This is a genomic window from Bacillus daqingensis, from assembly GCF_042654445.1.
GTDB classification, from domain to species: domain Bacteria; phylum Bacillota; class Bacilli; order Bacillales; family Salisediminibacteriaceae; genus Alkalicoccus; species Alkalicoccus luteus.
Window position 1 is genome coordinate 1 of record NZ_JBHSGK010000015.1, and the last position, 17,916, is coordinate 17,916.

The following is a 17,916-nucleotide window of genomic DNA, read 5'->3' on the forward strand; positions in this document are numbered from 1 at the left end:
GTCACCGGAGGGTGTCTCCCGGAACCAGACCCTGGTTCCCGGGCGGCACCCTCTTTTTTTGCGTTGGCCCGGTTTTTCCCAAAGTAGGAAAACTCTGTTTGGAGCGGTTTGAGCCGTTTTTCAGACTGAATAGTGTGAATAGTAGAACTATCCTCGTTTTCTTGACACTCGTTCATGGTATTGTTAATCTACTGATAATATTTTCAGGAGACCGAAAGGGGAATGAACATCTATGTGGGAAGATAAGTTTGCTAAAGAGGGCTTGACGTTTGATGATGTATTACTGCTGCCGGATGAGTCAAATGTCCTGCCAAACCAGGTGAACGTGGAGACGGTGCTTTCGGATAACCTGAAATTGAACGTTCCGATCATCAGTGCAGGGATGGACACTGTAACAGAGGCGTCTATGGCAATCGCTATGGCACGTGCAGGCGGTCTTGGTATCATTCACAAGAATATGTCCATTGAAGAACAGGCGGAACAGGTGGACCGCGTGAAGCGTTCGGAGAGCGGCGTTATTACAAACCCGTTTCATCTGTCTGAGGATCACCAGGTGTTTGATGCGGAGCACCTGATGGGCAAATACCGGATTTCCGGTGTGCCGATTGCTGACGAGAATGAAAAGCTTGTCGGCATTATCACGAACCGGGATCTCCGCTTTATTGAAGATTACTCGATTCCGATTAAAGATGTGATGACGAGCGAAAATCTCGTTACAGCTCCTGTCGGTACAACGCTCAAAGAGGCACAGCAGATTCTCCAGAAGCACCGCATTGAAAAGCTTCCTCTCGTTGATGACGATAAGAAGCTGAAAGGGCTTATTACGATCAAGGACATTGAGAAAGCTATTGAATTCCCTCACTCTGCTAAAGACAGCTCCGGCCGTCTGGTTGTCGGGGCAGCGGTCGGCGTCGGCGGTGATGCAGACTCCCGCATTAAGGCTCTGGTGGCATCTGAAGTAGATGTGCTGGTCATTGATACAGCACACGGGCACTCTGCAGGTGTCATCAACAAAGTAAGGGAGATCCGCAGCCAGTATCCGGATCTGAACATTGTAGCCGGAAACGTAGCAACTGCGGAAGCAACAAAAGCACTCATCGAAGCAGGGGCTAACATTATTAAAGTCGGCATCGGACCAGGGTCGATTTGTACAACGCGTGTCGTTGCCGGTATCGGCGTTCCACAGATTACAGCCATTTATGACTGTGCGACAGAAGCACGAAAGCACGGTGTGGCGATCATTGCAGACGGCGGGATCAAGCACTCCGGAGAAATTACAAAAGCACTTGCAGCCGGCGGACACGCCGTGATGCTCGGCAGTATTCTTGCCGGTGTTACAGAAAGCCCGGGCGAGCGTGAAATTTATCAAGGACGACAGTTCAAAGTCTATCGCGGCATGGGTTCCATTGCTGCAATGGAAAAAGGAAGCAAGGACCGCTACTTCCAGGAAGAAGAGAAAAAGCTTGTTCCGGAAGGGATCGAAGGACGTATCCCTTACAAGGGACCGCTGGCTGATACGCTGCATCAGCTCGTCGGCGGACTTCGTGCCGGCATGGGCTACTGCGGAACAGGCACGGTGCCGGATCTGCAGGAGAGAGGACGCTTTATCCGCATCACGAATGCCGGATTAAAGGAAAGCCACGCTCATGATGTACAAATTACAAAAGAAGCACCAAACTATACGAACTGAGTCAATAGATAGGGGCCTCCCCTATCTATTTTTCTTAGCTGTGATGTGGTAAAATACCGCTTGTATGTCAATTGAGCAGAAGCGCGTCATTTACATATAGATTATACCGATATTTAGGAGAGATGATGAATGGTACGTAAGCTACAGGCAGCGGCAGCAGGGACACTTTTGACAGCAGGCATATTTGCAGGAGCCGTTCCCGCAATGGCCTCTTATGAGCCGTCTGTTGATACAGTTATTCTCGTGGATGGAGAAACCGGACAAATTCTGTTTGAACAAAACGCAGATAATCCGCTCCCGCCGGCAAGCATGACGAAAATGATGAGTGAATATTTGATTTTGGAAGCAGTCAACAACGGCGATATTGCTTGGGATGATGAAGTCGAGGTCAGTGAATTTTTAAATCAGCTTTCTCATAACCGCGGTTTGTCTAACGTGCCAATGCGGGTGGATGAAACGTATACGGTCCAGGAGCTGTATGAATCGGTCGCAATTTATTCAGCGAATGCTGCTACGATGGCACTGACCGAGCACATTTCCGGCTCAGAAGGAAATTTCGTCGAGCTGATGAATGAGCGCGGCGCCGACCTCGGCATGGGAGAAACGCTTCGGGAAGCAGGCTCCGAGTACGGGATGGACAACCTGGAAGAGATTGCTGCTGAAGAAGTTGGTGATTTCCAATTCGTCAACTCCACTGGCCTTCCGAACACCCTCTTGGAAGGAAACCATCCGGAAGGGACCGGCTCGGAAGAAGATAACTTCATGTCTGCCCAGGCAACCGCAACCCTTGCCTATCACCTAGTCAATGACTATCCGGAAGTGTTGGATACCGCGAGCATTCCGACGATGACGTTCCGTGAAGGAACAGAAGATGAAGTATTTATGGAAAACTGGAACTGGATGCTGGATGGCACGCGGAATCCGGATACCGGTGAAGATGTGAAGTACGACCCGATCGACGGACTGAAAACCGGGCATACGAACGCAGCGGGCTTTACGTTCACCGGAACGGCAGAACAGGACGGCCAGCGCTTTATCAGCGTTGTCATGGGTGCTGGTTCTGAAGCAGAGCGGTTTACAGAAACAAAAGCGGTGATGGAATGGGCGTTTGACGCCTTTTCCGAAGAAGAGATTTACCCGGAGAACATGACAATGGACGGCTATGAAACCCTGCCGGTTGTAAAAGGCGAAGAAGAAAGCGTCGCGCTTGCGACAAACGCTGCCTTCTCTGAAATGGTAGAAGAGGGCGATGAAGAGAACTACAGCTACACGGTGGAACTGGATGAGTCGCTTCTAAACGAAGACGGCGAAATGGAAGCTCCGGTAGAAGCAGGCACAACGGTCGGACGCATGGTCGTTGAGTACGAAGGAGACCGTGAAATCGCGTACCTGCCGGGTGAAGGCGAAAACGGCGGCGAAATTGAAATCGTGACGACCGATTCCGTTGAACGCGCAGGCTGGATGGCGCTGACGATGCACAATGTCGGTTCGTTCTTTTCCGGCGTCTGGTCAAATGTTTCCAACAGCGTACGCGGCTGGTTCTAATAAGCAGGGAAGTTGCCCGGTGCGACGGGATATGTTAGCATATACAGCTAAGGTCGACGAATAAATTTTTGTACTTTTTCGTGCCAATTCAGTTACGGATGGGTGCAGATTCGCTATAATATAAGACGGACACGATGTTTACTACTAGCAAGGTGCTGAAAGGGGATCATCATGGAAAAACGTACAGGTACGGACCGCGTCAAGCGCGGTATGGCAGAAATGCAAAAAGGCGGCGTCATTATGGACGTCATCAACGCAGAACAAGCAAAGATTGCAGAGGAGGCCGGAGCTGTAGCAGTTATGGCTCTTGAGCGTGTTCCTTCTGATATCCGCGCTGCAGGCGGAGTAGCACGAATGGCAGACCCAACGATTGTAGAAGAAGTACGTGATGCCGTCTCCATTCCGGTTATGGCAAAAGCGCGTATCGGCCACATCGTGGAAGCGCGTCTTCTCGAAGCACTCGGCGTCGACTATATCGATGAGAGTGAAGTGCTGACACCGGCAGACGAAGTGTTCCACCTGAATAAGAGCGAGTACACGGTGCCGTTCGTATGCGGTGCAAAGGATCTCGGTGAAGCAACGCGCCGAATCGGCGAAGGTGCTTCCATGCTCCGTACGAAGGGTGAACCAGGTACAGGCAACATCGTAGAAGCAGTTCGCCACCAGCGCTTGATTCAGGCACAGGTACGCAAAGTGCTGAGCATGTCGGATGATGAACTGATGACAGAAGCGAAAAACCTCGGTGCGCCGTTCCACGTGCTCCAGGACATTCGTGAAACAGGCCGTCTTCCAGTCGTGAACTTCGCGGCAGGCGGAATCGCAACACCAGCAGATGCTGCACTGATGATGCACCTCGGTTCTGACGGCGTGTTTGTCGGATCCGGTATTTTCAAGTCTGACAACCCGGCTAAATTTGGCCGTGCGATTGTGGAAGCAACGACTCACTATGATGACTTCAAGCTCATCGCAGAGCTTTCGAAAGATCTTGGGACAGCGATGAAGGGAATTGAAATTTCCACGCTTGAACCAAAAGACCGCATGCAGGACCGCGGCTGGTAAACAAGCTACGTTTATAGGGGATAAGAAAGAGGTGGTTGTATCATGATGAACATCGGAGTATTGGCACTGCAGGGTGCTGTCCGAGAGCATGTGCGTGCCCTGGAGGCACCGGACGTACAGGTAACGGTCGTGAAGAAGGTAGAGCAGCTGCATGAACTGGACGGTCTTGTTTTTCCCGGTGGAGAAAGCACCACGATGCGCCGCCTCATTAACCTTTACGGATTTTATGAGCCGCTGAAGCAGTTTGCGGCAGAGGGCAAGCCCGTTTTCGGCACATGCGCCGGAGCGATTTTGATGGCAAAAGAAATTGCCGGTCAAGCGGAGCCGCATTTGTCTGTGATGGACATGACGGTCGAGCGGAACGCCTTCGGCCGCCAGCGTGAAAGCTTCGAAGCATTTCTGCCGATGAAAAACGTCGGCGAGGATATCGAAGCAGTATTCATCCGCGCACCGATCATCCGCTCGGTCGGCGAGAACGTTACCGTTCTTGCCGAATATGACGGCAGCATCGTTGCTGCTCAGCAGGGTCCGTTCGTTGCCTGCTCGTTTCATCCGGAGCTGACAGATGACGATCGTTTCCATCAATATTTCGTAGAGGTCGTCCGACAGTCTCTGAAGGAGCCTGTCGCCCAGTAAAATAAAAACCGCTGAGACGGGAACTAGTAACAGCCTTTCTTTCTTCAGAGAGCCGGTGGCCGCTGTGAACCGGTGAAAGAAGCTGTGAATCCATCCTTGAGCTTGAAGTGAACCTTCACGGCGCCTGCCGTTATCAGGTCGAGCAGGGAGGCGTTAAAGCCTCCAAGCAGGGTGGTATCGCGGTTACAGCCGTCCCTGGGTGCACATGCACCCAGGGACGGCTTTTTTTAATAGACAATTCACATAGAGGAGAGATGAACATGCTGGATATGAAGCTGCTCCGCAGCGATTTTGAAGGAGTAAAAGAGAAGCTGGCTAAACGAAATGAGGACATCAGCGCGCTGGATAAATTCGTCGATATGGATGAGAAACGCCGCGGACTCATTAAAGAAACAGAAGAGCTGAAAAGCCGGCGCAATACGGTGTCTCAGGAAATTTCCCAAATGAAGAAGGAAAAGCAAGATGCTACAGACGTGATCGCGGAGATGAAAAACGTTTCTGCCACGATCAAAAAGCTGGATGAAGAACTTCGGGAAGTCGAGGCGGAGCTTGACTATCTGATGCTGACGATACCAAATGTGCCGCATGAAGACGTACCGGTCGGTGAGGATGAAGCAGATAACGTGGAGCTGCGCGTCTGGGGTGAAAAGCGTGCATTTGATTTTGAGGAGAAAGCACACTGGGATCTCGTCCGGGATCTGGATATCGCAGACTTTGACCGAGCAGCAAAAGTGACCGGCAGCCGTTTTGTGTTTTACAAAGGACTTGGTGCCAGACTCGAGCGTGCCCTTATTAACTATATGATGGACCTTCATGAAGACGAACACGGCTATGAAGAGGTTCTGCCGCCGTATATGGTCAACCGCGACAGCATGACAGGAACAGGACAGCTTCCGAAATTTGAAGAAGATGCATTTAAGATCCGCGAGGAAGATTACTTTTTAATTCCGACTGCCGAGGTGCCGGTGACGAACATGCACCGGGATGAGATTATGAACGTGGAGGATCTTCCGAAAACCTATGCCGCTTACAGTGCCTGCTTCCGCTCTGAAGCGGGATCTGCCGGGCGCGATACACGCGGGCTGATCCGCCAGCACCAGTTTAACAAGGTCGAGCTCGTGCGGTTTGTAAAGCCGGAGGATTCCTATGAGGAGCTGGAAAAGTTGACAGGTCATGCAGAGAAAATTCTGCAAAACCTGAAGCTGCCGTACCGCGTGCTGCACATGTGCACCGGTGATCTCGGCTTTACAGCAGCGAAGAAGTACGACCTCGAAGTGTGGCTCCCAAGCTACAGCGACTACAAGGAGATCTCTTCCTGCAGCAACTTCGAAGCATTTCAGGCACGACGCGCTAATATTCGCTTTAAGCGTGATACCAAGGCGAAAACAGAGTTTGTCCACACGTTGAACGGCTCCGGCCTCGCCGTTGGCCGTACCGTGGCTGCTATTGTAGAAAACTACCAGCAGCAGGATGGCAGCATTGAAATTCCGGAGGTGCTGCGGCCTTACATGGGCGGACGCACCCACATTACCGCAAAATAAGAAAGCAGACGGTTCGCACAGCGGACCGTCTTTTCCTATGTTTCAAAAATAATTTGCGAAAACAAGCACAAAGGCAAAGCAAGTAATTATGCAAGTTAGGGCTGGTCTTAACAGCAAGAGTCTACCGTAGGTCGACAGTCGTTAACCCCTGCTGTGACAGGTTTGCACGAGGGAAAGAATGACGGGAAGGGAAAATAAACTGAATAATATATTAACTAATATGTATAAATATTCTTTAGGGTGCACGAGTAATGTCTACACTGGAGCTACTGTCCACGTGAATTAAGCAGGATCTGAAAGGAAGATAAAACGTTAAAACGCCTGTCAGTCAGTACTTTACGACGTTTATACATAACTGTGATAAAGTAAAAGAAAGTTACGAAACTTTGTAAGAAAATCTCTTAATACGGTATACATTTATACATTAGTTTGTTTATAATACAAGTTAAGCGGAAAAGTCGGATAATTTCGTGTTATTCCCTGGTTCTGCTACTTTTAAACTAAGTGAGTGCTCATTCATATTGTTTGGAGACTCGAAATTCAGTACGAACGTCGGTGTTTAACCGCGATCGGCTGTGGTAGACTGAACAGGACTTTTATATTGGAATAATGAAAATTTTCCTAATACTCAGCGTTTTGTGACGTTTTGCGCTATGCTCACAGCATAAGCAGTGGAAGCGTTTTCAAAAACAGGTTTACATTCTGAATTCAGACTATTAAAATAACGGTAGTCTTTCCCAAAAAAAGAATTTTTAGTACTATCTTGCTTTCTACATATGTGAGACCGAATTCAGTAAAGAAGAATTGAGAAAACAGTGAAGGGTAGGATCGCCAATGAGCAGCCAGAAACCGCTTCTGGAAGTCCAGAATCTGCATACGGGCTTCAACATCGAGGGAGAAACGCATTACGCGGTGAAAGACGTTTCATTTACGGTAAATCCAAAAGAAGTTGTTTGTATTGTCGGAGAGTCCGGTTGTGGGAAGAGTGTCATGTCCCTGTCCATTATGGATCTTCTGCCGAAGCATAACGGGAAGATCGATAAGGGCCATATCCTGTTTAAGGGAAACGACCTCGTGCCTCTTTCCGAAGAGGAAATGAATCAAATCCGCGGTAAGGATATCAGCATGATCTTTCAGGAGCCGATGACGGCGTTAAACCCGGTTCTGACGATCGGATATCAAATGGATGAGGTGCTGTTTAACCATACGGACACGCGCAAAGAAGAGATCCGCAAAAAAAGCGTGCAGCTTTTGCAGCAGGTCGGCATTTCCCGCGCTGATCAAATTGTCAACGAGTACCCGCACCAGCTCTCAGGCGGCATGCGCCAGCGCGTGATGATCGCCATGGCCATCGCCTGTCAGCCGCAGCTGCTCATTGCCGATGAGCCGACGACGGCACTGGATGTTACCGTTCAGGCGCAGATTTTAGAGCTGATTACGAAAATTCAGGAAGAAGTCGGCATGGCCATGCTGCTTATCACACACGACCTCGGCGTCGTGGCGGAAATGGCCGACCGGGTTGTCGTCATGTATGCCGGCCAGGTGGTCGAAGATACGGATGTGGACCGGCTGTTCTACGAGCCGAAGCATCCGTATACGAAGGCGCTGCTCGATTCAATCCCGAGAATGGACGATCACCGGGAAGTGCTGAATACGATTAAAGGGATTGTTCCATCCCTGAAAAATATGCCGAAACAGGGCTGCCGGTTCGTAGACCGCTGTCCATCTGCAATGCCGGAGTGCAAAAAAATAGATCCGGCTCTCGGGGAAGTAGATAAAGGGCATTCCGTCCGCTGTATCCTCTATGATGCAAGCCACCCTGAAAAGAAAGCGGAGGTCTAGGCAATGGCGAATGAAACAGTTAAAACAGAAAAGTCAGAGCACTTGCTGCAAGTGCAGGAGCTGAAAAAATATTATCCGGTGCGCGGAGGTTTCCTTCGCCGGAAGGTCGGCGACGTCAAAGCCGTCGATAACATTTCGCTGGAGCTGAAGCGCGGTGAGACATTTGGACTTGTAGGAGAGTCCGGCTGCGGCAAATCCACAGCTGGCCGTACGATTACGCGGCTGTTTAAACCGACGTCCGGAAATATCCTGTTTGAAGGAAGGGATATCACGAACCTGCGCGGCTCGGAGCTCCGCAACCTGCGTCAGGATATTCAGATGGTGTTCCAGGATCCGTACGCCTCGCTCAATCCAAAGATGATGGTCGGGAGTATCGTATCTGAACCGCTCGTCAACTATGGACACGGCAGTGAAGGCAAACTGAAGGACGAAGTCATGCAGCTGCTCGAGCGGGTAGGCCTTCCTGAAGACGCCTACTACAAGTATCCGCATGAATTTTCCGGCGGGCAGCGTCAGCGGATCGGCATTGCGCGAGCGCTTGCGCTGAAGCCGAAGCTGATCGTCGCAGATGAACCCGTTTCCGCACTCGACGTATCGGTGCAGTCACAGGTGCTGAACCTGCTCAAAGAGCTCCAGGAAGAATTTAACCTGACGCTGCTCTTTATCGCGCACGACTTAAGCGTCGTCAAGCATATGAGCGACCGCATCGGCGTGATGTATCTCGGCAACCTTGTGGAAGTCGCAGACGCAGACGATATTTATCAGGATCCGAAGCATCCGTACACGCAGGCACTGATTTCCGCGATTCCACAGCCGGACCCTCGCAATAAGAGCGAGCGGGTGATTCTCTCGGGTGATGTCCCAAGTCCGCAGAATCCGCCGGTCGGCTGTCCGTTCCACCCGCGCTGTCCGAAGGCGATGCCGGAATGCAGCGAGAAAAAACCGCAGTTGAAGGAGGTGAACCGCGAGCACCGCGTATCGTGCCTGTTGTATGAATAGGCGTTCACTTTTTAACTGGTCTTATCTAATTTTTATTAACCTTAAGGGGGAAGAATGAATGAAACGTTCTCGTTATCTATTAGGTGCTTCACTCATGTCTGTTGCGATTCTGGCAGCGTGCGGCGGAGAAGGAAATGACGGCAACAACAATGCAGATCCTGCAGACAACAATGCAAATAACGCAGAAGTAAACGATACTGACAACGATGGAGCAGACGATGCAGACGCTGACAACGAAGGAAACAACGACGAAGAAGCGGCTGACGGAGATGCTCCGCAGGGTGGTACCGTTACATACGGCTACACAGCTCCGTTTGCGGGTGTTCTCGACTGGAACTTCTACGGCGGTGTCGATGACAGCCTCGCGCTGAACATTTTCAACGGAGATGCACTCTACTCCATCTCTTCTTTCACAGACTTTGAGCCGGAGCCGAGCCTCGCGCACGACTGGGAATGGTCTGATGACAACCTGACCGTGACGTTCCACCTTGAAGAAGGTGTTATGTGGCACAACGGAGAAGAGCTGACAGCGGAAGACTTTGAGTTCTCCTATGAGATTATCGCTCATCCGGACTATGACGGACCACGTCTATCCAACGTTGACCGGATCGAAGGCTTTGACGAGTACCGTGCAGGCGATGCTGACTCGCTTGAAGGGGTAAACGTCATTGATGACTACACGTTTGAAGTCACGTTCCAGGAAGCACTTGCAAACAATCTGGAAAACCTTTGGGCTTATCCGTCTCCAAAAGCACACCTGGAGCATTTAGAAGTCTCCGAAATTGAAGACTCTGAAGAAGTCCGGCAAAATCCGGTTGGCCTTGGGGCATTTGAGGTAGAGAACATCGTTCCTGGTGAGCAGATCGAGTACACAGCTTTTGAAGACTACTGGCAGGGTGCACCGAACCTGGACGGCGCTGTTTACCGAATCGTAGACGGCAACCAGGCTGGGGAGCTTGTTGCACAGGGTGAAGTAGACATCATCGAACTGACACCGACACAGGCGCTTCCGCTGGAAGACAACGAAGATGTGACAGTTGAAGAGATCGAAGCACTGTCCTACAGCTACCTCGGCTTTAAGCTCGGTGAGTGGAACGCAGAAGACGAAGTAGTGGAAATGAACAATCCGAAGTTTGAGTCGAAGGAACTCCGTCAGGCATTCGCTCATGCGATTGACCGTCAGGGTATCATCGATGAGTTCAACGAAGGCTACGGTACGGTTATCAACGCACCGGAATCCCACATTCGCTGGTCTTACCCGGATGAGTCCTCCCTGAACCAGTATGAGTATGATCCGGACCGCGCACGTGAGCTGCTTGAAGAAGCAGGCTATGAAGACGTAACTGGCGACGGATTTGTCGAAGATCCGGACGGCGAAGAGTTCACGGTAAACCTCGCTGCAATGGACACGCCTGCTGATATCGCAGAGCCACGTGCTCAGTACATTCTGCAGACGCTTCAGGATGTCGGCATCAACGCTCAGCTGATGGACGGCCAGCTGCTCGACTTTAACCTGTTCTATGACCTTGTAGAAGAAGACGATGAGAACATCGACATCTTTATGGGTGCATGGGGACTGGCTACAGCGGATCCGGATCCATCCGGTCTGTGGAGATCCAATGATTTCTGGAACTTCCCTCGCTGGTACAACGAAGAGTCTGATGAGCTGATCGCAGAAGGCCTCAGTGAAGAAGCACTCGATATCGACTATCGTCAGGAAGTGTATCAGGAGTGGCACCAGCTCGTAAACGAAGAGCTTCCGCTTATCCCGCTTAACTCTCCGACGGACCTTTACGGCATTAATGCCAACGTCGGCGGCGTAACAGTGGACGTGCGTGACGCTACAGCGAACCCGCACGAGTGGTACATCGACGAAGAGTAAAAAACGTTTGTTCATCGGAAAGATGAGCATCCCACTTTGACCTGACAAGGAGAAATCGATCATGCTACTTTATACGTTGAGGCGCATCCTCATCATGATTCCAATCCTGTTTCTGGTCTCCATTGTGGTATTCTCCCTGGCATTTGCGATGCCAGGGGATGCCCTTTCCGGTCAGATCGATCCGACGCAAAGCCCGGAATACATTGAAGAAATGAGAGAGGAACTGGGATTAAATGATCCGGTTCACATTCAGTACGGCCGCTGGGTTGCCGGCATTGTTCAATGGGATTTCGGTCGTTCTGTCGTACACAGAATGGACGTATCTGCCATCATAGGGGAGCGGCTGCCGAATACGATACTGCTATCGGCGATGTCGCTTATCATTACGTATATTCTTGCTTTCTTCATGGGCCGCTATGCCGGAAGAAACCCGTATACTAAAGGAGACTACACGATTCAGGGGATCAACTACTTAATGCTTGCGATCCCAAGTTTTGTTGCTGCACTGTTTGCTATTTTCATTTTCTCGTTCCAGTTCGGACTCTTTCCGTCAACAGGAAGCGTCGGCTCCGGTATGACACCGGGTACGTTCGAATTCTGGATGAGCAAGCTGTATCACACGTTCCTGCCGGCTCTCGTTCTCGGTGCGCTCGTGACAGCGAGCTACACACAGTTTCTGCGTAACGATATCATTGAGAGTGCGCAGAAGGATTACGTGCGGACAGCGCGGGCAAAAGGAACGCCGGAGTCTGAAATTTACAACAAGCACATCCTCCGCAATTCGATCATTCCAATCGTCACGCTCTTCGGCTTTGACATTGCGAGTATTATCGGCGGAGCGGTTATCATTGAAACTATCTTTTCCTACCGCGGCATCGGAGAGCTGTTGATCTCATCTATAGAACGCCGGGATTCAGCGGTCGTGCTCTCTGTTACGCTGATGTTATCTGTAGCAACGCTTGTCGGCAACCTGCTTGCTGACTTGCTGTACGGCATCATCGATCCGCGGATCAGGGTGGAATAAGGGGGGAACTGTCATGGAAGCAGCAGAAGAAATACAGCTGGAGAAAAAAGCAAAAAAGCAGTCCCCCTGGTCGATAGCACGGCGCAAGCTTGTCCGCAATAAGCTCGCTATGCTGAGCCTTGGCTTTCTCGTGCTCGTTATTACGATGGCCTACATGGCACCGCTGCTCACCGGGTACGATCCACAGCGGGTGGATATCATCAACCGGAACCAGCCGCCGGGCGAGGGCTTCCTGCTCGGAACCGACGCTTCCGGACGGGACATTTGGACACTGCTCCTCTACGGGGCACGCACCTCGCTTACGATCGGACTCGTCTGTACGGCAGCCGTGATCATGATTGCCACGGTGATCGGCTCGATTGCCGGCTACTACGGCGGCCTGGTGGATGCGATTCTTATGCGCTTTACAGATTTTATGATGAACTTTCCGTTCCTCGTTTTTGTTATCGTACTCGCCTCTATTTTCCGTGAGGCAGGTATCTGGGCGCTGATTATCGTGTTGAGCGTCCTTTCCTGGACCGGGGCAGCCCGGGTTGTGCGAAGCAAGGTAATGGCGGAAAAGGAAAACGAATACGTCATGGCAGCGATCTCAATCGGCAGTACACCGTTTAAGGTGATCCGAAAGCACCTGCTGCCAAACGTGATGACGACGATCATTGTACAGGCAACGCTCCTTCTTGCCGTCATGATCGTGGCGGAAACCGCACTGAGTTTTCTTGGGTTCGGGGTTCCAACCGGAACACCGAGCTGGGGGAATATGATGACGGAAGCACGTGATCCAAACGTCATTCGTTCGTACTGGTGGATCTGGATTCCGCCGGGTCTTGCGATTACCTTTACGATTCTTTCCATTAACTTCATCGGGGAAGGCATCAAGGATGCGTTCAACCCGCGATCTGCTCGATAAGATGAAAGCCGTCCCGTTTGCCGGGGCGGTTTTTATCGTTCTGCGGCTGACGGAACAGTCCGGTTCTTTACCGCCGGCTTCAGGAGCGGTAAAATAGCGGCAGAGGAGGTCCGGCTCATGGAACAGGACGTTTTATTTATGAAAGAAGCGCTTGCAGAAGCAGAGAAAGCTGGGGCAATGGGGGAGGTGCCGATCGGGGCTGTCATTGTAAAAGACGGAAGCGTAATTGCGCGAGGGCATAACCTGCGGGAGACGACCCAGCAGTCGCTGACGCATGCTGAGCTGATTGCAATGGAAGAGGCGTGCCGCGTAACAGGCAGCTGGCGGCTGGAAGGCTGTACGCTGTACGTCACGCTCGAGCCGTGTCCGATGTGTGCCGGCGCTGTCGTACAGTCGCGCGTGGAGCGGGTCGTATTTGCCGCAGAGGATCCGAAGGCCGGGTGCTGCGGCACGCTTATGAATCTCGTGCAGGATGCCCGTTTTAACCACCGTGCGGCGCTGACATCTGGTATAATGAAAGAAGAGGCAGCCACGCTGTTAACATCGTTTTTTCAGCAGCTGCGGCTCGAAAAAAAGAAAAAGAAACAGGAGGCAAACGCCGATGCGTCCGAATCAGATTTCACTTGAAACAGCGAAGATGATGGCAGAGAAGCTGAACATGCCGATTGAGCATGTGATGCACACACCGCCGCACATTTTAATGGCGAAGCTGCAGCAGGCAGAAGCCGAAAAAGAGAGCACCGACGAATCATAGTTCATCATTGATTTTCATCCTGGAAGAAGTTATACTGAGATTTGTGTCGCAATCAGACACCACCAACTACGTTATCCACTTTGTCGTGCTAAGCGGGGAGCTAGCGGTTCCCTGTACCCGCAATCCGCTATAGCGGGGCTGAACTCCTCTTCTGAGGCCGTACGATTTCATGGCCTGCCCTGAGTAAGTGGTGTTGACATCCGGGTTCTGCGCAACGGAATCTTGTGAACCCTGTCAGGTCCGGAAGGAAGCAGCAGTAAGCAAGTCCTTCCGTGTGCCGCAGAGTTGCCTGGATCGAGCAAACTGCTCAGGTAACGCATGAGGTTTTGCGGTCGAGGAAAGGTGCACGGCATCTACTATAAGAAGAAAACGGCGTTCCTGCTTTGTGCGGGCGTCGTTTTTTTCTGTCTGCATACATACTGGAATTTCCCTCGGCAGAAACCAGATAGATTTTGAATTCACCTCTCAAAGCCGGTATAATAGATAGAGGTGAAACACGACGAAGGAGCTGAACGGAGATATGAGCTATCAAGCGCTGTACCGCGTCTGGAGACCGCAGAAGCTTCAGGACGTCGTCGGGCAGGAGCACATCACGAAAACGCTGCAGAACGCCCTTGTCCAGCAGAAGCTGTCGCACGCTTATCTGTTTACAGGCCCCCGCGGTACCGGTAAAACGAGCGCTGCCAAGATCATCTCCAAGGCAGTGAACTGCCGGAATGCTCCGACGACAGAGCCGTGCAACGAATGTGAAGCCTGCCGGGGAATCTGGGATGGCAGCATTGTTGATGTCATGGAAATTGACGCAGCAAGCAACAACGGGGTAGATGAAATCCGCGATATCCGCGATAAAGTAAAGTTTGCACCAAGTGCCGTTTCCTACAAAGTGTACATTATTGATGAAGTGCACATGCTGACAACAGGAGCGTTTAATGCGCTCTTAAAAACGCTGGAGGAGCCGCCGCCGCACGTTATTTTTATTCTGGCTACAACCGAGCCGCATAAGATCCCGCTGACCATCATCTCCCGCTGCCAGCGGTTCGATTTTAAACGGATTACTTCTTCAGCCATGCTCGGCAGAATGGAAGAGATCGTGCAGGAGAGCGGGATCGCGATTGAGCAGCCGGCGCTTGCGCTGATTGCACGGGTCAGTGAAGGCGGTATGCGGGATGCACTGAGCCTGCTGGATCAGGCGGTCTCCTTTTCAGACGGTACGATCAGCCGAGACGACATTCACGCCGTTATCGGCTCCGTTTCCAACGACATGATGTATCAGATCGTGGAAGCAGTCCGATCCGGAAGCGTCGGCGACGGGCTTCAGGCAGTAGACACACTGATGCAGGAAGGGAAAGACGCAAACCGCTTCATGGAAGATTTAATTTTTTTCTTCCGCGATGCGCTGATGGTGAAAACAGCTCCGGAGCTGGAAGAGGCACAGGAGCTGATGGAAACGGATGAGGCGTTTCAGCAGACCGTTGAACAGCTTGATACCGTCTGGATTTTTCATATGCTGGAAAAGCTTAATCACTTTCAGCAGCAAATGAAATGGGCCAATCATCCGCAGGTATTTTTGGAAATGTTCATCGTGCAGGCTTCCCAGCAGACAGCGTCACTTCCTGCACCTGCCGCGGATACCGGAGCTTCAAGCTCGGCTGTAGAAAAGCTGGAGCAGAAAATCGAACATTTGGAACGGACGCTGCAAAAGCTTCAGTCAGAAGGCGTCCCTGCTGCGAAAGAAAACGTTCAGGCTCCGCAGGCGAAGCCTAAGCCGAGGCAGGCAGCTTCTTCTAACAAGAGCCGTGCAGGTGTCCAGCGGGTGAAGGCGATGCTGGACAAAGCCTCCAAGCAGGAGCTGCAGCAGGCTCAGTCCAAATGGGGCAACGTGATCGAGCAGGTGAAACGGGAAAGCGTGCCGGCCTCCGCCTGGCTCAGTGACTGTCAGCCGGCTGCCGCATCAGATAATGAACTTGTGCTCAGCTTCCGTAACGAAATGCACCGGAATATGGTTGACGAAAAGTTCCGGGATCTCGTCGAAAATGCGGTCAGTCAGCAGCTCGGCCGGACATTTTCTCTGCACACGCTGTTAGAAGCCGACTGGGAGGACGTAAAGGCTGCCTACTCAAAGAGGCAGACCCAGCCGCCGTCAGAGGACGGAGAACTGGAAGAAAAAGACGAGGGAAATCCGCTGATCGATGAAGCCGTGAAGCTTGTCGGCCGAGATCTGCTGGAGATCAAGGAATAAACCGCGCGTGCGGAATCATAGAATCATAAAGGAGTAGATGGATATGAAAGGCATGGGCAACATGATGAAGCAAATGCAGAAAATGCAGAAGGATATGGCGAAAGCGCAGGAACAGCTGAAGGAAGAAACAGTTGAAGCATCAGCCGGCGGTGGAATGGTGAAGGTCATTGCCAGCGGAGAAAAGCGAATTCTCGATATTCAGATTAACGAAGAAGCCGTAGATCCGGATGACGTTGAAATGCTCGAGGACCTCGTGCTTGCAGCAACAAATGAAGCACTTGGCAAAGTAGATGAGCTCGTAGAAGAGCGCATGGGCAAGTTCACAAAAGGGATGAACATTCCAGGACTGATGTAATTCCGGCATGTGCCGTTATCATTCAGCCCGGTCTGCCGGGAAGAAGCTGTCTCCTGCCTGATGGAAGGGGACAGCTGTTTTCTTAGCTTACAACATTTCATCTGGATGGAGAAGCGGCTTCGCCCGCGGTGCGGGAAGGATAGATGTTTGATGCTCTCCCTGCGGACCTGCAGCAACACCTCGTGCCGTTTTGATTCAAAAGCGCATGACGCCAATGATCAGACATTGTTATCAGCCGGACTGCCAGAGGCAATCCGGTCTTATTAATCAGGAGGACGGAGGAACGTTTATGCAGTACCCACAGCCGATATCAAAACTGATGGACGGCTTTATGCGGCTTCCGGGCATCGGCCCGAAGACAGCTGCCAGACTCGCTTTCCACGTGCTTGATATGAAAGAAGACGACGTGCTGGATTTCGCGAGGGCTCTCGTAGCCGTTAAACGAGAGCTGACATACTGTTCGGTCTGCCACCACATTACCGATACGGACCCGTGCCGCATATGTGAGGATCATTCCCGCGACAGATCCATTATTTGCGTCGTGGAAGAATCCAGAGACGTTATTGCAATGGAAAAGATGCGTGAATACGGCGGAATGTACCACGTCCTGCACGGCGCTATCTCGCCTGTGGAGGGCATCGGTCCAGAAGATATTTATATCCCTGATCTGCTGAAGCGCCTGCAGAATGAAGAAGTGCAGGAGCTGATCGTGGCAACGAACCCGAATATTGAAGGGGAAGCAACCGCCATGTACATTTCCAGACTGGTGAAGCCGACGGGCATGCGTGTAACACGGATAGCTCATGGCCTGCCGGTTGGCGGCGACTTGGAGTACGCTGATGAAGTGACGCTTTCTAAAGCGATCGAAGGCAGACGCGAGCTGTAAAGGAGCGGATGAGGATGATGCGAAAGAAAAAGCGCAAGCTGCGCCAGTCAAAAGATGACGAACTGATCTATCACCTCGACAGAATTAAACAGCGGGTGAATCAGCACGAGACGTATCTGCAGTATTCCATGGATGCGCGGGACGAAATGTACGGCATGGCGAAGGCAGAGCAGGCGAAATACTGGTTTTTACTGCGCGAAGCCAGGGTCCGCCATACAACATTTTATTAGCATAACGTTTTGAACGAAGGGGCGGGAGATGTGCCTGCAGTATTCATAAACAGTGAAATGAACGTATATGCCTTGGTGTGACAGGCTTTTGCAAAAAGCTTGTCCACTTTTTTCATTTTCTTTTAAATAATCGTTGACCATTCAGCAGGGTTGATGATATATTATTACTTGTCGCTGAAACGCGAACGATCGCATCGCAGCCGATTGAACGAAAGTTGAAATCGGCGGTTGACGAACAGAACGCTTTCGTGATATATTAATAAAGTCGCCAAAACGAGCGACGCCGAGCAACACGGCCCTTTGAAAACTAAACAAAAGACAAGAAGA

General features: G+C 51.4%; 16 protein-coding genes, 1 other RNA gene and 1 other annotated feature. All 17 genes read left to right on the top strand.

The features are described from left to right. The first annotated feature begins 232 nt into the window (after window positions 1-232). Entirely contained in the window at window positions 233-1,690 is a 1,458-nt protein-coding gene (gene guaB / locus ACFO4L_RS14190) for an IMP dehydrogenase (protein ID WP_377910330.1), read from the top strand. Between the two features lie 129 nt (window positions 1,691-1,819). Then, complete coding sequence (locus ACFO4L_RS14195) at window positions 1,820-3,235, top strand: D-alanyl-D-alanine carboxypeptidase family protein (protein WP_377910331.1); 1,416 nt, start codon at window positions 1,820-1,822, stop codon at window positions 3,233-3,235. Between the two features lie 171 nt (window positions 3,236-3,406). Continuing rightward, a complete protein-coding gene (gene pdxS / locus ACFO4L_RS14200; RefSeq protein WP_168009568.1) occupies window positions 3,407-4,294 on the top strand; it encodes a pyridoxal 5'-phosphate synthase lyase subunit PdxS in 888 nt (295 codons plus the stop codon). Between the two features lie 42 nt (window positions 4,295-4,336). Then, a complete protein-coding gene (pdxT, locus tag ACFO4L_RS14205) occupies window positions 4,337-4,930 on the top strand; it encodes a pyridoxal 5'-phosphate synthase glutaminase subunit PdxT (protein WP_377910332.1) in 594 nt (197 codons plus the stop codon). Between the two features lie 4 nt (window positions 4,931-4,934). Then, window positions 4,935-5,130: a binding site (T-box leader), on the top strand. 60 nt (window positions 5,131-5,190) lie between these two features. Beyond that, a complete protein-coding gene (serS, locus tag ACFO4L_RS14210) occupies window positions 5,191-6,471 on the top strand; it encodes a serine--tRNA ligase (RefSeq protein ID WP_377910333.1) in 1,281 nt (426 codons plus the stop codon). Between the two features lie 834 nt (window positions 6,472-7,305). After that, complete coding sequence (locus ACFO4L_RS14215; protein ID WP_377910334.1) at window positions 7,306-8,313, top strand: ABC transporter ATP-binding protein; 1,008 nt, start codon at window positions 7,306-7,308, stop codon at window positions 8,311-8,313. A gap of 3 nt (window positions 8,314-8,316) precedes the next feature. Further along, on the top strand, window positions 8,317-9,312 hold the full coding sequence (locus tag ACFO4L_RS14220) for an ABC transporter ATP-binding protein (protein WP_377910335.1): 996 nt from the start codon (window positions 8,317-8,319) through the stop codon (window positions 9,310-9,312). Window positions 9,313-9,370: 58 nt separating this feature from the next. Continuing rightward, window positions 9,371-11,194, top strand: coding sequence for an oligopeptide ABC transporter substrate-binding protein (gene opp4A, locus ACFO4L_RS14225; RefSeq protein ID WP_377910336.1), 1,824 nt, complete (start codon window positions 9,371-9,373; stop codon window positions 11,192-11,194). Between the two features lie 61 nt (window positions 11,195-11,255). Next, complete coding sequence (gene opp4B, locus ACFO4L_RS14230) at window positions 11,256-12,218, top strand: oligopeptide ABC transporter permease (protein ID WP_168009593.1); 963 nt, start codon at window positions 11,256-11,258, stop codon at window positions 12,216-12,218. A 13-nt stretch (window positions 12,219-12,231) separates the two neighbouring features. Further along, complete coding sequence (gene opp4C / locus ACFO4L_RS14235; protein ID WP_168009595.1) at window positions 12,232-13,125, top strand: oligopeptide ABC transporter permease; 894 nt, start codon at window positions 12,232-12,234, stop codon at window positions 13,123-13,125. 117 nt (window positions 13,126-13,242) lie between these two features. Continuing rightward, window positions 13,243-13,752: a tRNA adenosine(34) deaminase TadA gene (tadA, locus tag ACFO4L_RS14240; RefSeq protein ID WP_377910337.1), complete on the top strand. Its 510-nt coding sequence runs from the start codon at window positions 13,243-13,245 to the stop codon at window positions 13,750-13,752. Next, complete coding sequence (locus ACFO4L_RS14245; protein ID WP_377910338.1) at window positions 13,727-13,879, top strand: YycC family protein; 153 nt, start codon at window positions 13,727-13,729, stop codon at window positions 13,877-13,879. Before tadA ends, ACFO4L_RS14245 begins: the two co-directional genes overlap by 26 nt. An 83-nt stretch (window positions 13,880-13,962) precedes the next feature. Continuing rightward, window positions 13,963-14,229, top strand: an RNA gene (ffs, locus tag ACFO4L_RS14250) — signal recognition particle sRNA large type. 170 nt (window positions 14,230-14,399) lie between these two features. Further along, window positions 14,400-16,118, top strand: coding sequence for a DNA polymerase III subunit gamma/tau (gene dnaX / locus ACFO4L_RS14255; protein WP_377910339.1), 1,719 nt, complete (start codon window positions 14,400-14,402; stop codon window positions 16,116-16,118). 43 nt (window positions 16,119-16,161) lie between these two features. Beyond that, window positions 16,162-16,473 (top strand): YbaB/EbfC family nucleoid-associated protein, encoded by a 312-nt coding sequence (locus tag ACFO4L_RS14260; RefSeq protein WP_377910340.1) that lies wholly within the window; start codon window positions 16,162-16,164, stop codon window positions 16,471-16,473. A 289-nt stretch (window positions 16,474-16,762) separates the two neighbouring features. Further along, a complete protein-coding gene (gene recR / locus ACFO4L_RS14265) occupies window positions 16,763-17,359 on the top strand; it encodes a recombination mediator RecR (protein WP_377910341.1) in 597 nt (198 codons plus the stop codon). A gap of 14 nt (window positions 17,360-17,373) precedes the next feature. After that, window positions 17,374-17,589: a YaaL family protein gene (locus ACFO4L_RS14270; RefSeq protein ID WP_377910342.1), complete on the top strand. Its 216-nt coding sequence runs from the start codon at window positions 17,374-17,376 to the stop codon at window positions 17,587-17,589. Window positions 17,590-17,916 lie beyond the last annotated feature (327 nt).

Bases quoted from the DNA above. Each gene is read 5' to 3' on its own strand.
- serS (WP_377910333.1), top strand. From the start codon at position 5,191: ATGCTGGATATGAAGCTGCTCCGCAGCGATTTTGAAGGAGTAAAAGAG.
- opp4B (WP_168009593.1), top strand. From the start codon at position 11,256: ATGCTACTTTATACGTTGAGGCGCATCCTCATCATGATTCCAATCCTG.
- ACFO4L_RS14195 (WP_377910331.1), top strand. From the start codon at position 1,820: ATGGTACGTAAGCTACAGGCAGCGGCAGCAGGGACACTTTTGACAGCA.
- ACFO4L_RS14270 (WP_377910342.1), top strand. From the start codon at position 17,374: ATGATGCGAAAGAAAAAGCGCAAGCTGCGCCAGTCAAAAGATGACGAA.
- tadA (WP_377910337.1), top strand. From the start codon at position 13,243: ATGGAACAGGACGTTTTATTTATGAAAGAAGCGCTTGCAGAAGCAGAG.
- ACFO4L_RS14260 (WP_377910340.1), top strand. From the start codon at position 16,162: ATGAAAGGCATGGGCAACATGATGAAGCAAATGCAGAAAATGCAGAAG.
- pdxT (WP_377910332.1), top strand. From the start codon at position 4,337: ATGATGAACATCGGAGTATTGGCACTGCAGGGTGCTGTCCGAGAGCAT.
- ACFO4L_RS14215 (WP_377910334.1), top strand. From the start codon at position 7,306: ATGAGCAGCCAGAAACCGCTTCTGGAAGTCCAGAATCTGCATACGGGC.
- recR (WP_377910341.1), top strand. From the start codon at position 16,763: ATGCAGTACCCACAGCCGATATCAAAACTGATGGACGGCTTTATGCGG.
- guaB (WP_377910330.1), top strand. From the start codon at position 233: ATGTGGGAAGATAAGTTTGCTAAAGAGGGCTTGACGTTTGATGATGTA.
- opp4A (WP_377910336.1), top strand. From the start codon at position 9,371: ATGAAACGTTCTCGTTATCTATTAGGTGCTTCACTCATGTCTGTTGCG.
- dnaX (WP_377910339.1), top strand. From the start codon at position 14,400: ATGAGCTATCAAGCGCTGTACCGCGTCTGGAGACCGCAGAAGCTTCAG.
- ACFO4L_RS14245 (WP_377910338.1), top strand. From the start codon at position 13,727: ATGCGTCCGAATCAGATTTCACTTGAAACAGCGAAGATGATGGCAGAG.
- pdxS (WP_168009568.1), top strand. From the start codon at position 3,407: ATGGAAAAACGTACAGGTACGGACCGCGTCAAGCGCGGTATGGCAGAA.
- ACFO4L_RS14220 (WP_377910335.1), top strand. From the start codon at position 8,317: ATGGCGAATGAAACAGTTAAAACAGAAAAGTCAGAGCACTTGCTGCAA.
- opp4C (WP_168009595.1), top strand. From the start codon at position 12,232: ATGGAAGCAGCAGAAGAAATACAGCTGGAGAAAAAAGCAAAAAAGCAG.